Source organism: Buttiauxella sp. S19-1 (assembly GCF_022134725.1).
Taxonomy (GTDB): domain Bacteria; phylum Pseudomonadota; class Gammaproteobacteria; order Enterobacterales; family Enterobacteriaceae; genus Buttiauxella; species Buttiauxella ferragutiae.
In genome coordinates, this window is sequence record NZ_JAHWLU010000042.1 from 1 (window position 1) to 15,180 (window position 15,180).

16 protein-coding genes are annotated in these 15,180 nt (G+C 48.8%); 5 read left to right on the top strand and 11 right to left on the bottom strand.

The genetic code is table 11. The annotated features are described in order from the left end of the window. On the bottom strand, positions 1-1,728 hold a 1,728-nt coding region (uvrC, locus tag MES37_RS11385), incomplete at its 3' end, for an excinuclease ABC subunit UvrC (protein WP_237931463.1). After that, positions 1,721-2,380: a UvrY/SirA/GacA family response regulator transcription factor gene (uvrY, locus tag MES37_RS11390; RefSeq protein ID WP_064545571.1), complete on the bottom strand. Its 660-nt coding sequence runs from the start codon at positions 2,378-2,380 to the stop codon at positions 1,721-1,723. The genes uvrY and uvrC, both read right to left, overlap by 8 nt. Positions 2,381-2,799: 419 nt before the next feature. Here uvrY and MES37_RS11395 point away from each other — a divergent pair, with 419 nt between their 5' ends. After that, a complete protein-coding gene (locus MES37_RS11395; protein WP_133521736.1) occupies positions 2,800-3,024 on the top strand; it encodes a DUF2594 family protein in 225 nt (74 codons plus the stop codon). Between the two features lie 72 nt (positions 3,025-3,096). Here the strand turns inward: MES37_RS11395 and sdiA are convergent, their stop codons facing one another. The 8 genes from sdiA to MES37_RS11435 all read right to left on the bottom strand — a co-directional run bounded on the left by sdiA (position 3,097) and on the right by MES37_RS11435 (position 10,207). Further along, the gene (gene sdiA / locus MES37_RS11400) at positions 3,097-3,819 is read right to left on the bottom strand and encodes a transcriptional regulator SdiA (RefSeq protein ID WP_064545566.1); all 723 of its coding nucleotides are present in this window, start codon (positions 3,817-3,819) and stop codon (positions 3,097-3,099) included. 116 nt (positions 3,820-3,935) lie between these two features. Next, on the bottom strand, positions 3,936-4,688 hold the full coding sequence (gene tcyN / locus MES37_RS11405; protein WP_064545564.1) for an L-cystine ABC transporter ATP-binding protein TcyN: 753 nt from the start codon (positions 4,686-4,688) through the stop codon (positions 3,936-3,938). Next, entirely contained in the window at positions 4,685-5,353 is a 669-nt protein-coding gene (gene tcyL / locus MES37_RS11410) for a cystine ABC transporter permease (RefSeq protein ID WP_064545562.1), read from the bottom strand. Before tcyL ends, tcyN begins: the two co-directional genes overlap by 4 nt. Before the next feature lie 72 nt (positions 5,354-5,425). Next, positions 5,426-6,412 carry a D-cysteine desulfhydrase gene (dcyD, locus tag MES37_RS11415; protein ID WP_121813813.1) on the bottom strand — a complete coding sequence of 329 codons (987 nt, stop codon included), beginning with the start codon at positions 6,410-6,412 and terminating at the stop codon, positions 5,426-5,428. Positions 6,413-6,543: 131 nt separating this feature from the next. Then, the gene (tcyJ, locus tag MES37_RS11420) at positions 6,544-7,344 is read right to left on the bottom strand and encodes a cystine ABC transporter substrate-binding protein (protein WP_064545558.1); all 801 of its coding nucleotides are present in this window, start codon (positions 7,342-7,344) and stop codon (positions 6,544-6,546) included. Positions 7,345-7,429: 85 nt separating this feature from the next. Then, the gene (fliZ, locus tag MES37_RS11425) at positions 7,430-7,981 is read right to left on the bottom strand and encodes a flagella biosynthesis regulatory protein FliZ (protein WP_237931465.1); all 552 of its coding nucleotides are present in this window, start codon (positions 7,979-7,981) and stop codon (positions 7,430-7,432) included. A gap of 32 nt (positions 7,982-8,013) precedes the next feature. Next, positions 8,014-8,733, bottom strand: a complete 720-nt coding sequence (locus MES37_RS11430) for an RNA polymerase sigma factor FliA (protein WP_064545552.1) — start codon at positions 8,731-8,733, stop codon at positions 8,014-8,016. A gap of 163 nt (positions 8,734-8,896) precedes the next feature. Beyond that, a complete protein-coding gene (locus MES37_RS11435; RefSeq protein ID WP_064545550.1) occupies positions 8,897-10,207 on the bottom strand; it encodes a FliC/FljB family flagellin in 1,311 nt (436 codons plus the stop codon). 266 nt (positions 10,208-10,473) lie between these two features. On the opposite strand from MES37_RS11435, the gene fliD reads away from it, so the two are divergent. The 4 genes from fliD to amyA all read left to right on the top strand — a co-directional run bounded on the left by fliD (position 10,474) and on the right by amyA (position 14,269). Further along, the gene (gene fliD, locus MES37_RS11440; RefSeq protein WP_064545548.1) at positions 10,474-11,883 is read left to right on the top strand and encodes a flagellar filament capping protein FliD; all 1,410 of its coding nucleotides are present in this window, start codon (positions 10,474-10,476) and stop codon (positions 11,881-11,883) included. A 17-nt stretch (positions 11,884-11,900) separates the two neighbouring features. Beyond that, complete coding sequence (fliS, locus tag MES37_RS11445; RefSeq protein ID WP_133521739.1) at positions 11,901-12,311, top strand: flagellar export chaperone FliS; 411 nt, start codon at positions 11,901-11,903, stop codon at positions 12,309-12,311. Further along, positions 12,311-12,685, top strand: a complete 375-nt coding sequence (fliT, locus tag MES37_RS11450) for a flagella biosynthesis regulatory protein FliT (RefSeq protein WP_064545544.1) — start codon at positions 12,311-12,313, stop codon at positions 12,683-12,685. The genes fliS and fliT overlap by 1 nt, the downstream gene beginning before the upstream one ends. Positions 12,686-12,781: 96 nt before the next feature. Further along, entirely contained in the window at positions 12,782-14,269 is a 1,488-nt protein-coding gene (amyA, locus tag MES37_RS11455) for an alpha-amylase (RefSeq protein WP_237931467.1), read from the top strand. Between the two features lie 49 nt (positions 14,270-14,318). Here the strand turns inward: amyA and yedD are convergent, their stop codons facing one another. Next, on the bottom strand, positions 14,319-14,732 hold the full coding sequence (gene yedD / locus MES37_RS11460; protein WP_121813817.1) for a lipoprotein YedD: 414 nt from the start codon (positions 14,730-14,732) through the stop codon (positions 14,319-14,321). Between the last annotated feature and the right edge of the window lie 448 nt (positions 14,733-15,180).

Consider the following 15,180-nt stretch of genomic DNA (forward strand, 5'->3'; position numbering starts at 1 on the left):
CATATATTTCAACAACATCTGGCGACGTTTTGGGCCAACGCCTTCGATGGTCTCCAGCGCACTGGTATTTTTTACTTTTGCACGTTTTTTGCGATGCCCGGAAATAGCGTGATCGTGTGATTCATCACGAATGTGCTGGATGACATGCAGCGCGGGTGAATCTGGCGGCAGTGAAAAACCTTCCCCTTCCGGTTCAAAGAACAAGGTTTCAAGCCCCGCTTTGCGATCGGCCCCTTTTGCCACGCCCAGTAACAGCGGATGGTTTTTATCCCACGGAACATCGAGTTCTGCAAACACGGTTTTTGCCTGCCCCAACTGCCCTTTGCCACCATCAATCAGAATGACATCAGGCACTTTGCTCTCATCAATCGCCTTACCATAGCGACGGCGCAACACCTGGTTCATCGCCGCATAATCATCGCCTGGTGTAATGCCTTCAATGTTGTAGCGTCGATATTCAGCGCGCAATGGACCGTTGGCATCAAAAACCACACAGGAAGCCACGGTCTGCTCGCCCATAGTGTGGCTGATGTCGAAGCACTCCATGCGTTTGATTGCGGGCAACTCCAGTACGCTGGCTAAGGCTGCTAAGCGTTGATGAATGGTGGATTGCTGCGCCAGACGCGTCACAAGCGCCGTGGCCGCATTAGTACGGGCCAGTTTGAGATACCGCGCGCGGTCGCCGCGTGGTTTGGTCTGCACATTAATACGCCGCCCCGCCAGTTCCGTCAAAGAATCTGACAGCAAGGTTTTATCCGGCAAATTGAAATCAAGCAGGATTTCAGAAGGCAAGGTACGCATCTGGCTGCCTTGCAAATAGAACTGACCAACAAAAGTTTCGACGACTTCAGCGAGTTCTGTGCCGTTTGGCACTTTAGGGAAATAACTGCGGCTACCTAAAACTTTACCCTGGCGGATAAAGAGCACATGCACACATGCCATGCCGGCATCGAACGACACGCCAATCACATCCAGGTCATCGCCAGTATTGGAAACAAACTGTTTTTCAGTCACGCGACGTACCGCCTGAATTTGGTCGCGTATTCTCGCGGCCTCTTCAAACGCCAGGTTTTTGCTTGCCTCTTCCATTTTAGCGATCAGCTGATTCAGAACTTGATCGTCTTTACCGGACAGGAACAAACGGACATATTCCACCTGCTGGGCATACTCTTCTTCACTGACTAAGCCCGCCACACAAGGCCCCAGGCAGCGCCCGATTTGGTATTGCAAGCATGGGCGCGAGCGATTGCGATAAACATTGTTTTCGCACTGGCGAATCGGGAAGATTTTCTGCAATAGCGCCAGTGTTTCGCGGACAGCATAGCCATTAGGGAATGGCCCGAAATATTCCCCTTTGGCGTGTTTCGCTCCACGATGCATCGCAAGCCGCGGGTGAGTATCGCCACTAAGGAAAATATAGGGATAGGATTTGTCATCACGCAACAGCACATTGTAACGCGGCTGATACAGCTTGATGTAATTGTGTTCCAGCAACAACGCTTCTGTTTCGGTGTGAGTCACCGTCACGTCAATATGCTGAATTAAGGCCACCAGCGCTTCTGTTTTACGGCTGGCAAGATTGCTCCTGAAGTAGCTCGACAGGCGTTTCTTCAGGTCCTTGGCTTTACCGACGTAAATGACCGTATCACTGGCGTCATACATACGATAGACACCAGGTTTACTGGTTACGGTTTTAAGAAACGCTCGCGGGTCAAAGATTTCACTCACTACTTATTAATGTCTCCGCACTAAATAAACCATGACGAATGGCCAGGTGTGTCAGTTCAACATCGCCACTGATATTCAGTTTACTAAACATGCGGTAACGGTAACTGTTAACCGTTTTAGGGCTAAGATTAAGCTGCTCTGAGATCTCATTGACCTTTTGGCCTTTGGTTATCATCAACATAATCTGTAATTCACGCTCAGACAAACTCGCAAATGGCGTGTCTGTTTTCTCCGGTTCAATCTGGCTTAATGCCATTTGTTGGGCGATATCTGACGCAATGTAGCGCTGCCCGGCATTGACCGAACGAATCGCATTAACCACATCTTGTGGCGCTGCACCTTTACTTAAATATCCAGCGGCACCCGCCTGCATCACTTTTGCAGGTAGTGGATTCTCGGTGTGTATTGTCAACATAATCACTTTGATATCGTTTGAATATCGCGCGATTTTACGCGTGGCTTCCAGGCCACCAATTCCCGGCATATTCATGTCCATCAGGACAACATCAACCGGATGACTACGGCACCATTTTACGGCATCCTCGCCGCAATTTGCCTCACCTGATATCTTGATCCCTTTGATATCTTCAAGAATGCGTCGTATCCCTGCGCGCACCAGTTCGTGGTCATCAACAAGAAGTACGTTGATCAAGGGGACCTCTCCAGAATAGGGATTACGCTGCTAAAATTACTGAGCCATATTAACGGGTTTTCAGGTAACTTTAAATTATAAAAACAGATTTTCGGAATCTCATGCCGTGCTGGAAATTTAAATGTACAGTGGATACTGGACAGAAAACAGACTCATTTCATAGTTATAAATAGTAAAAACGCTTTTCATATTTAAAAAAACTATAATTCACGCCCATTAAAAGGATTAAATAAAGATCGTGGAAGTATTTTTTTAACCAAAAATAAACAAAATTAAAACAAATACACACTTTGCACCGTAAGCATGTTACGGCCTTCACGTAACCACTAATAAAATGGTTTACGACTGTGTTATACTCCGCCGCCTTAAGAAACCGTTACACGAAACAACGGTGTACCAACCAAGACCGAGGAACACAAATGAGCACTCCTGATTTTTCCACCGCAGACAACAGTAGTGAACTGGCTATTGAAGTCACCTGCTTGAAAGCTATGCTGACTCAGATGCTGAAAGCCATGGGTCAGGCCGATGCAGGCAAAGTTATCATTAAAATGGAAAAGCAAATCGCTCAAATGGAAGACCCGGCACACGCAGACGTTTTTGGTAATACTGTTAAGCAAATTAAACAGGCTTACCGTCAGTAATCGAATCGCGACGGCTGGATGAATTCAGTTTCTCCAGCCGCTTCGTTGACTTCCCTCGTTAAAACTCGTCCTTCAAATTATCCCAATCGCTGCTGCATAACAGGCAATTTGCGTTTTATTTGGCGCATTAAATTTCTTCTGCATATTTTTCTGGTGAAAATTCACAGTATTTTCTGATATCGATAAAATAATGGCGATCTCTGATGACGTTTTCCCCTCGCCCGTCCATTGCAATATTTCTCGCTCACGTTTGCTAAGCTTTAATGGCATGGCGGCCATGGATGAATCATTAAGCCGCGTTAAAGTCATTAAACTCAGTTCGGCTAAATATTGCAGACGTAGTTGCAATTCATCGTCAGGCATAATTTTGCCTTTCCCCGCTGTACGCGAGACTGAATAAAACCCCAATGCACGATTAGGCGCCATCACGCACTGGCTTATACCACGCCGTAAGCCGTGATCCCGTGCCGCATCCCAGAAATCCTGAGTACCACTAAAAAGCTCGTCATTCCAGCGCAGATGCCCACGCATGAAATTTTCAGGACGCAAAACTGGGTCAATCGCAAAATAATTTGCAGCATGATAATGATCGAGCCACGGCTGAGGATAAGTCGACCTTAATGACGTTTTGGGACGAGTAAATGGCACTGGGTGACGAATACACAGAGAGTAATAGTCAAATTCCAGCGACTCCGTTTGCTGATGTAGGATTTTAGTTATTTCGTCAGCCTGCGTAACAGACTGGAAGATATTCAGCGCATCCTGCCGCCAGCTAAAAAAGTTGCGATCATCCATTATGTCTGGCATTTCTCCTGACACTAATATCATTTCCAAATGTAATGCCAAACGCTATCACATTTATCAATATTATAAATATTTTAATAACGGCCCCAAAAGTGGGGCCATACGAATTACTGGGTGAGGAATTTTTCCAGGAATTGCTGAGTGCGTGGTTGTTGAGGATTAGCAAACAATTCACGCGCAGGCCCCTGCTCAACAATACGGCCTTGATCCATAAATATGGCACGGTCTGCAACATCACGCGCAAAGCTCATTTCATGCGTCACGATCACCATGGTGCGTTTTTCTTGCGCAAGCTGGCGAATAGTGCTCAACACTTCACCCACCAGCTCAGGGTCAAGCGCTGATGTCGGTTCATCAAACAGAATCACTTCCGGGCGCATCGCCAATGCGCGCGCAATAGCTACACGCTGCTGCTGGCCGCCGGAAAGACGACGCGGATAGCTGGTTTCTTTACCGCTTAGGCCAACTTTCGCCAGCAACTCACGCGCCCGCACTATAGCTTCTTCTTTCGGTTCGCCTTTTACAATCACGGGCCCTTCGATGATATTTTCAATCACCGTCCGATGCGGGAAAAGATTGAAGCTTTGAAACACGAACCCAACATGTTGGCGCAATTCACGCACTCGATTTTTCTGCTTACTCAATGATTGCGCCGCATCAATGGAAATCTCTCCGACCTTGATGGTGCCGGACTCGGGTTGTTCCAGCAAATTTATGCAGCGCAGCAAGGTGGTTTTACCGGAGCCACTTGGCCCGATAATCGCCACCACTTCGCCCGCTTTCACTTCCAGATCGATACCATGCAGCACGGTCTGCCCGTGGAATTTTTTGACCAGTTGTTTTACGTCGATTGCGCTCATTTGGGATCCCTGTCCTGGCGATTTAACTGATTTTCAAAGTAGTTCTGCAACGAAGAAAGCACCGTTGCCATTACCCAGTAAATCAATGACGCCGCGAGATACATGGTAAATACCTCGAGGGTACGCGAGGTAATAAGCTGCGCCTGGCGAAACAATTCCGGAACCTGAATAGTGGCCGCAAGGGACGTGTCTTTCACCAGACTGATAAAACTGTTGCTCAGCGGCGGCAATGCGACACGAGCCGCCTGCGGTAAAATCGCCCGACGTAAGGTTTGCCACGGCGTCATACCGATACTTGCTGCGGCTTCCCACTGCCCTTTTTCGATAGACGAAATCGCCGCACGCAAGGTTTCGGAAGCATAAGCCGCAGTATTCAGCGACAAACCGATCATCGCCGCAGGAATAGGATCCAGCTCAATACCAAACTGCGGCAGGCCGTAATAGATCATAAACAGCTGCGCGATTAACGGCGTCCCGCGAAAAATCGACACGTAAAAACGCGATAGCCAGGAGAACGGCCAAAACGGTGACAAACGCATCAACGCCAACATAAAACCGAGTATCAGCCCAAAGAACATGCCGCCAATACTGAGTTGCAGCGTAAAGACGGCACCTTTAAGCAGAAACGGTGCCGAATCCAGCACCAGTTGAATACTTTCATGCATACTTGAATTACACCCTGTCTGTCTTTTTATTCTTGTAATACACCCAAATGGGTGTCGCCCTTCAAAATCTCATTAAACATGTGGATGGTAAGCAAATAACGCAGGCGCACCACCGGTATGAATAAAGATTATCGGGCCTTCGTCTTTGAAACGCTTCTGGGCCACTCCATCAATTAACCCGGCCATCGCTTTGCCGGTATAAACCGGATCCAGCAAGATCCCTTCGAGGCGCGCCAAAATTTTAATGGCTTCAAGTCCTTCTTCATTAGGATGGCCATAGCCCGGAGTGAAATAATCATCCCATAAATGTATTGGGTTTGACGCGCTGACACTAAGCGATTGCGCGACCGCCTGCCGCAACGCTTCCACTTTTGGCAACTGCTGGGCAACAGAACGCGAAACGGTAACGCCGATTAAATCAACATCAGGCATGACTTGCTCGAGGCCAACCGCCAGCCCGGCATGCGTCCCGGCACTTCCTGAAGCGACCACCACCGATGAAACATTGACTGCACCTTCGCACTGCTGCGCGATTTCCAGCGCACTTTCCACATAGCCCAAAGCGCCCAGCGCATTCGAGCCGCCAACAGGAATCACATACGGGCGAAAGCCTTGCGCTTCGAGACGTAGGGCAATTTCTTCCAGTTGGCTATCCGGCGAATGTAGCGCATCACACATTTCTATTTCGACATCAAACAAGTCGAGCATCAAACGGTTACCGTTAGTGAGATAGTTTTCCGCCTGGGTACCAATTGGGTTTTCCAGCAGTGCGACGCACTTCAGGCCGAGTTTTGCCGCAACTGCCGCGGTCTGGCGCACGTGGTTTGACTGAATCGCCCCAGCGGTAACCAGCACGTCGGCACCTTCACGCAACGCATCTGCCGCCAGGAATTCAAGTTTACGCAGCTTATTTCCACCCATCGCCATCGGCGTGGCGTCGTCACGTTTAATATAGATTTCGCGGCCAAGGTAATCGGAAAAACGTGGCAAATATTCGAGTGGCGTCGGAGCGCCGATAAATTCCAGACGCGCAAATCGCGTCAGATTGTGCAGAGACATGAGCAACTCCATTACACTTTGAATAAAATCCAGATTTATTCATTATGCACCAGCCTGACAAAATGCTGGCAAATACAAATAAAAAAGGCGGATGTCGCTTACGCTAATCCGCCCTGGGCATCCCAAATTAATTATTTGGTGACGTCAGCGCCAAACCATTTTTCGGAAAGCCTGGCCAGTGAGCCATCTTTCTGCATCTCAGCAATACCTTTATTAATCGCTTCGACCAGGTCTTCGTTGCCTTTACGCACTGCAACACCAGCTTCCTGACGTGAGAACGCATCGCCCGCTACCGCCAGGGTATCTTTGGTTTTCTTCACCAGGTCCAACGCGGCCAGGCGGTCGACCAGAATCGCATCAATACGGCCTACGCGCAGATCCTGATATTTCGTTGGGTCATCATCATAAGTACGGATGTCAACGCCCTGTACATTGGCGCGCAACCACTCTTCGTAGTTAGTCCCCAGACCCACACCCACTTTTTTGCCTTTCAGGGAATCCGGCCCAGTAATGCTGCCTTCGTTACCCTTTTTCACCAACGCCTGAATACCCGAAACGGTGTATGGCGTAGAGAAATCGTATTTCTTCTTACGTTCATCAGAAATGGTCACCTGGTTAATCACCACGTCGATGCGTTTAGAGTCCAGCGACGCCAGCATGCCATCCCATTTGGTCGGCTTCAGTGAGGCTTTTACGCCCAAATGCTGTGCCAACTGCTCAGCAAATTCCACTTCAAAACCGGTCAGTTTGCCGTCATCACCCTGAAAGCTGAATGGAGGATAAGTCCCTTCAAGCCCAACCAGCAGCGTGCCGCGCTCTTTGACTTTTGCCAGTAAATTTTCGGCGGCGAAGGTTTTAACACTCGCACCTGCAACCAATGCCACAGCCAGCACGCCCATCAGCGCCTGACGCCCCACCATTGCTAATTTCATAGTTACCCCGAATGTCGATATTATTGTTGTATTGTAGCGACTTAATATAATCAATCAAAACCACTGTGCTACAACTTATGCCATTTTAATATATATCAGAAGTTGATTTATTTTCCTGGTAATGGGCAGTGATATTTTGATTGAGGGTTTGAAATTGTCCGTACTTGCGCAGAGCAATACGGTAATTGTTGGTACTGGTTGGCGGCAACCACGCATCAAATGAGTCGTCGAGGTAAGCGGCAGGCGAAGAAGGCCGTGGAACGTTTTGTGAAGATAAATAGTTACCCAGACGGCGCAAGCGCACCACGTATTCACGGATGGTGCCATGGCTCATCTCGGTTTGTTCGAACAGGTATTCTTTAAAGCCGATAATATCGAAATAGTGATCCTGCTCTTTGCAGTATAAATCGCCGCAAAAACGGCATAGCGCCGCCCAGAACGGGCGTTCAATCTGCCAGCTGTGTTCATCAATTAACGTATCAAGCTGCGCGATAGCCGTTTTACTGACGATCTCGCCACGATGGGTGAGCGTAATTCTGTCGAGCAATTTCGCACAATGGGCACAATGGGTCTGTGTGTGTTTAAAGTCTTTTAAATAGCGGCTTAAAGGACGCTTTTTTAAGTTCTGCACCGTCATGATGTTATCCCGGACGTATTATAATGTACGGCCTACAACTTACCGAGCTTGGTGCGTAAGCGTTTAATCGCCTGGCTGTGCAACTGACTGACGCGCGACTCCCCAACGTCCAGTACCGCGCCAATCTCTTTAAGATTCAGCTCTTCCTGGTAGTAAAGGGTCAGCACCATCTTTTCACGATCCGGAAGCGCCTCGATGGCGTCCATTACGCGTTGGCGTAGATTCCCTTCCAACAGTTGTTGTAGTGGATTCGCCTGCTGATGCTCTTCAGTAATCAGTTCGATACTATCGCCATGCTCTTCACGCCACTCGTCATAAGAGAAAAGTTGACTGTTGTTGGTGTCGAGCAACATCTGACGGTATTCGTTGAGCGGGATATCCAACCGGTCTGCCACTTCAGTTTCAGTGGCATTACGGCCCAGCTCTTGCTCCAGTTGACCCATTGCCTGCGCAACACCGCGAGCGTTACGCCTGACGCTGCGTGGCACCCAGTCACGGCTGCGCAACTCATCAAGCATCGCCCCACGGATGCGCTGCACCGCGTAGGTAGTAAATGCCGTTCCTTGCAGGGCATCATAACGGTCCACTGCATTCAACAACCCGATGCCGCCCGCCTGTAGCAGGTCGTCAAGCTCCACACTCGCGGGCAGGCGTACCTGCAGGCGCAATGCTTCGTGACGCACCAATGGTACATAACGCTGCCACAGCGAGTGTTTATCCATTACACCTTCAGAGGTATACAGTGAATTCACGATAAACAGCCCTGCGTTAGTTGAGTTATCGGCATGATTATCCGTTTCTGGAGGGTTTTTAATCGCAAGAATAGTGGGTGAAATGAGGGGTTATTTGCGGTTATGGATAACAATTAATACGAAAAAACCCTGCCGAGGCAGGGTTTGGTCAGGTATCAGGCGATTAGCCCTGCAGCAGAGACAGTACTTGCTGTGGAACCTGGTTAGATTTGGACAACACGGAGTTACCCGCCTGCTGGATGATCTGCGCTTTAGACATATTTGACACTTCGGTCGCATAGTCGGCGTCCTGAATACGGGACTGCGCTTCAGACAGGTTAGTAGTGGTGTTGTTCAGATTAGTTACCGCAGAATCCAGACGGTTTTGTACCGCACCTAGGGAAGAACGGAAGGTATCAACTTGAGCGATAGCTTTGTCCAGCAGAGCCAGTGGGTTTGCTGAAGAAGCACCTTTGAACTGAGCTGTAGGAGTTGCAGTTGACAGTTCAACGGTTACTTTGTTGGTTGCACCTGTAACAGTATTATCATCACCCAAGGCTCCAGCAGCTGTCGTTGCGTAGTTTTTGCCCTGGAATGTGACATAACCAGCGGCGTCACCATTAGAATCCGCAGCTACTTTAATCAGCTGATTGGCCTGAGTCGCAGCAGTCGTCAAACCATTATCAGTATCTTTGTATTCAACATCGGCTTTATTCAACGTCACTGTACCATCAGTATGGTCGATTGAAGCTGAATAGAAATCACTACCTGACTGAACAACAAACTGATCTGTAGCAGCACCAGCGCCAGTTTGAATGTTATGGAAGCTCAGACTAGAAGCATCAACAGTTTTACCAAGTGCAGCAGTCAAGCTCGCAGCAGCTGTATCCAGTTTCACACCTTTCGGAGCTACACCGGCAGCACCTGTTATTTCAGTCAGTGCGGCACCAACTTTCAGAGAGCTTTTGCTTACAGAGAAGCCATTCAGACCTAAAGTAGAAGAGTCAATCTGCTGCAGGTCGATATTGATAGTCTGGCCATCGTTCGCGCCAACCTGGATGGACATAGAGCTGTTTTTAGCCAGTACATTCACGCCGTTAAACTGAGTCTGACCGGATACGCGGTCAATTTCAGACAGACGGGATTTAATTTCATCCTGGATTGAAGACAGGTCAGAATCAGAGTTAGTACCGGTAGTTGCCTGAACAGTCAGTTCACGTACACGCTGTAAGTTGTTGTTGATTTCTGACAATGCGCCTTCAGTGGTCTGCGCCAGAGAGATACCGTCGTTGGCGTTACGCGCTGCCTGAGTCAGGCCTTTAATGTTGGACGTGAAACGGTTTGCAATTGCCTGGCCTGCAGCATCATCCTTCGCGCTGTTAATACGTAAGCCAGAAGACAGACGCTCAATAGAAGTCGACAGAGCGGACTGGTTCTTGTTGATATTGTTTTGAGTAATCAGCGAAAGGCTGTTGGTATTAATGACTTGTGCCATGATTTATTTTTCCTGTGTTTCAAGTCTACGGTTTATGGGTTGGGTTTCCACCCGTCGGCTTCGTTGCCGTTAAACCTGTTATCGTCTGGTCCCCCACAACCTTTAGAATTTTTTTACATTCACAGTAAAATTTTTAGCACCGGAAATACTCTCGCCCTCTGCCGCTATTCTTGCCATTAAAAAAAAGAAATTAATCGTAAACTTTGTTTTTTCCAGGCCGATACTCCCGGTATTCATTTTATGCATCGATACATTAAGGAAATAATATGGCTAGTATTTCTACGCTGGGAATCGGGTCCGGTCTGGATCTGAGCAGCATTCTGGATAGCCTGCAGGCAGCACAAAAAGCGACGCTAACACCAATCTCAAAACAACAAAGTTCCTTTACAGCAAAATTGAGCGGTTACGGTACCCTGAAGAGTGCACTGGTCAGCTTCCAGACCGCCAACACCGCGCTCAATAAAACCGATCTGTTTACTGCGACATCAACCAGCAGCAGTAGCACCGCGTTCAGCGCGACCACTACCGGTAATGCAGTGGCCGGGAAATATACGATTAACGTCACTCAACTGGCGCAATCGCAAACGCTGACCACCAAAAATACCCAGCCCGACAGCAAAACAGCGATTGCCACCGGCGACAGCGTGTTGACCATTCAACAAGGTGGCGATAAAAAACCGGTCACCATTGATATTAGTGCTGCCAACTCCTCGCTGAGCGGCATTCGCGACACCATCAATAATGCTAAGGCGGGTGTTAGCGCCAGTATTATCAACGTCGGCAACGGCCAATATCGTCTGTCTATTACCTCTGACGATACCGGCAACGACAATGCCATGAGCCTGAGTGTCAGCGGTGATAGCGCCCTGCAAAGCTTTATGGGCTACAACGGCACCAGCACAGATGCCGCGAATGGTATGGAAGAGAGCGTTACCGCGCAAGATGCCGAGCTGACGGTGAACAACATTAAAATAACCAACAGCAGCAATACCATCAGCGATGCGCTGGAAGACATCACCCTCAATCTGAATAATGTCACCACCGGCACCCAAACGCTGACCATCACCAAAGATACTTCTAAAGCAGAAACCGCGGTCAAAGCCTGGGTCGATGCCTATAACTCTTTGCAGGATACCTTCAGCAGCTTAACCAAATACACCTCGGTTGATTCTGGCGCTACTCAAGACTCCAGCAACGGCGCACTGCTTGGCGACAGCACCTTGCGTACTATCCAGACACAACTCAAAGGGTTACTCAACAATACCCAGAGCAGTTCGTCATTTAAGACACTGGCACAAATCGGTGTGACGTCAGACCCGAGCACCGGAAAGTTAGAACTCGATGGCGACAAACTGAAAACGGCGCTGAAAAAAGATGCGGCTGGGGTCCAGGAGATGATTGTTGGCGACGGTAAAACCAGCGGCATCACCACCACCATCGGCAACAACCTGACCAGTTGGCTCTCCAGCACCGGAATCATCAAGGCGGCAACCGACGGTGTGAGCAAGACGCTGAACAGTCTGACCGCACAGTACAACAAAGCCAGTGAACGTATTGACTCAGAGATGGCGCGTTACAAGGCGCAATTTACTCAACTGGACGTGATGATGAGTTCACTGAACTCTACCAGCAGCTATCTGACTCAACAGTTTGATACCAGTTCCAGCAAAAAATAATTAATCCAGGAGCAGATATGTACGGGGCAAAAGCGACTCAGGCCTATGCAAAAATTGAAGTGGAAAGCGCGGTGATGAGTGCCAGCCAGCAACAACTAGTGACTATGTTGTTTGATGGTGCGCTCAACGCGTTAGTCCGTGCGCGTCTTTTTTTGCAGGATGGCAACCTGGAAGGGAAAGGCCTTTCGCTGTCTAAAGCCATTAATATCATCGATAACGGGCTGAAAATCGGCATTGATGAAACCAGCAACGACGAACTGACACAGAATCTGCACGCTCTTTATACCTACATGGTGCGACGTATCTTCCAGGCCAATCTACACAATGATGTCAGCGCGATCGAAGAGGTCGAGAACTTGCTGCGAAATATTGCCGATGCCTGGAAAGAAGTTGCTCTGATGCCTAACCGGATTCAGGACGTAGTCTAATGAACCACGCACCGCAACTGTACATTCGCTATCAGCAATTATTAGAGCAGAGCCAGGTGATGCTAAACAACGCCCGCAAAGGAATGTGGGACGAATTAATCGCTAGTGAAATGGATTACGTTAACGCGGTGCATGAACTCACTCAATTCATGAGCGACATTAAGCTCTCCATGCTGATGCAGGAGCAACTCAGCCCTGTGCTCCAGAATATTCTGGACAACGAAAGCGAGATTAAACGCTTACTGCAAATACGCATGGATGAACTGGCGAAACTGGTAGGGCAATCTTCCATACAACAATCCGTGTTAACCGCTTATGGTAAACAGGGAGGCCAGATTTTGGCTCCGCAAGACAATCAGGACATCACTTCCTGATCTTCTATTCCTGGTGCGAGAACGACTGAGCTTGTCGCACCAGGCATTTCCAGGCATATCATCCATAATTGAGATCCCTCTTTATGGAGCCTGTACATGCGCAATCCAACCTTGTTGCAATTTTTCCATTGGTACTACCCCGGCGGGGGCAAGTTGTGGGCTGAAGTGGCAGAACGTGCAGCCACGCTCAATGATATTGGCGTCAATATGGTTTGGTTACCGCCAGCTTATAAAGGCAGTTCCGGTGGCTACTCGGTAGGATATGACAGCTATGATCTTTTTGACCTCGGTGAGTTTGACCAAAAAGGTTCTGTGCCGACTAAATACGGCGACAAAGCACAATTACTGGCCGCGATAAAAGCCCTGCAGGAGAATGACATCTCCGTTCTGCTCGATGTGGTGGTTAACCACAAAATGGGCGCGGACGAAAAAGAACGTATTCGCGTGAATCGCGTCAACGAACAAAACCGCAATGAGATAGACGACGGCGTGATCGAATGTGAGGCGTGGACACGCTACACGTTCCCTGTCCGCGCCGGTAAATATTCGCAATTTATCTGGGATTACAAATGTTTTAGCGGCGTCGACCATATCGAAAACCCGACGGAAGGCGGCATTTTTAAAATCATCAACGACTACACCGGCGAAGGCTGGAACGATCAGGTTGATGATGAACTGGGTAATTTCGACTATTTAATGGGCGAGAATATCGATTTCCGTAACCATGCCGTGACGGAAGAACTGAAATATTGGGCGCGCTGGGTGATGGCAGAAACGGGCTGTAATGGCTTCCGTCTTGATGCGGTGAAACACATTCCAGCATGGTTCTACAAAGAATGGATTGAGCATGTTCAGGAAGTAGCGGAACAACCGTTGTTTATCGTCGCGGAATATTGGTCGCACGAAGTTGATAAACTTCAGGAATATATTGCCCAGGTGGATGGCAAAACGATGCTGTTTGATGCGCCATTGCAAATGAAATTCCACCAGGCCTCAAAGCAAGGCCGCGAATATGACATGAGCCAAATTTTCACCGGCACGCTGGTAGAAGCCGATCCGTTCCACGCCATTACCCTTGTCGCCAATCATGACACTCAGCCACTGCAATCCCTCGAAGCGCCCGTTGAACCGTGGTTCAAGCCGCTGGCGTATGCGCTTATTTTGTTGCGCGAAAATGGTGTGCCAAGCGTGTTCTACCCGGATTTATTCGGTGCCAGCTACGACGACGAAGGTGGCGATGGCGAGACTTATCACATCGACATGCCCGTAATTGAACAGCTGGATGATTTAATTCACGCCCGCGAACTCTTTGCTCACGGTGTGCAAACTCTTTACTTCGATAGTCCTAATTGCATCGCATTAAGCCGCAGCGGTACTGATGAACACCCCGGTTGCGTGGTGGTGTTATCTAACGGCGATGAAGGCGAGAAAACCATTACGCTTGGCGATAATTACGGTGGCAAAAACTGGCGAGATTATTTGGGCAATCGGCAGGAGACTGTGACGACTGATGCCAACGGTAGCGCAACCTTCGCCTGTAACGGCGGCAGTGTCAGCGTTTGGGTGATAGAAGAAGTGTTATAAATGGGTCTGGAACCTCCCTCTCCAGTGATAAGGAGAGGGATACCCTACCCTACGGTAATTTGGTTTGCAGCGGGTTTTTCTGCAAATAATCAGCACATTCCTGCGTTGGACGCTCAACACGTTTCAGCGTCATCCCCGCATACTCCAGCGTATCTCCGAAGCGCTCTACGCTATAAACTTCACGCTTGTTCGTGACGTTATACCAATCGTCTGAACGCACTATCAGTTTACCCGGCAGAGCCATTACGCGCTGCCACTGACGGCAATCCAGCGTATCGCCCGCAGAAGTCACCACCAGCGTCGCTATCGCTTCGGGGCTCACCATCTCACTTTGCGGACCTTGTGACTGCCAGTACCCTGCAAGCCCTGCAGGTGCTGGTGCTTTCACCACTTCGCGGTAATTTTCAACCTGCACACAGCCGCTCAACGCCAGCAACACTGTCAATAATGCAATCTTCTTCATCATCTATCCTGACCGCGGAGAAAAAATAATTTTCGCATTAAAGCACTTAGCTCGCCAGTGTTTCTCTGTTTTGGGAAAAGGCGGCGTCTGCCAATCTGCTGAAACGGCAGTTTGCACCGTCAAAAGCAAACTGAGTCTGGAGCGAAGACATCAGCCATGCTTATCGCTAAGCAAAAACCAATTTGAAAATGTGATCGACAGCACAAAAAGAGGAGAAAACAAACGATATGGGCGCTAAATTTCGCGCCTATTTTTTAGGGTAATCAGCGGAGTGACAGTAATGGAATGGATAATTGCAGCAATAGCAATCCTGTGCTGTGTATATGTCGAAAGCAGCGCTCGCAATCAGCAAAAGCGCAAAGAAATGAAAACACGCCCACTGAGAGGTGTTAAGACTCCTCGCTAAAGCTCACGCATATAAGAAAGATGATCACCAGGGTTACCAGAA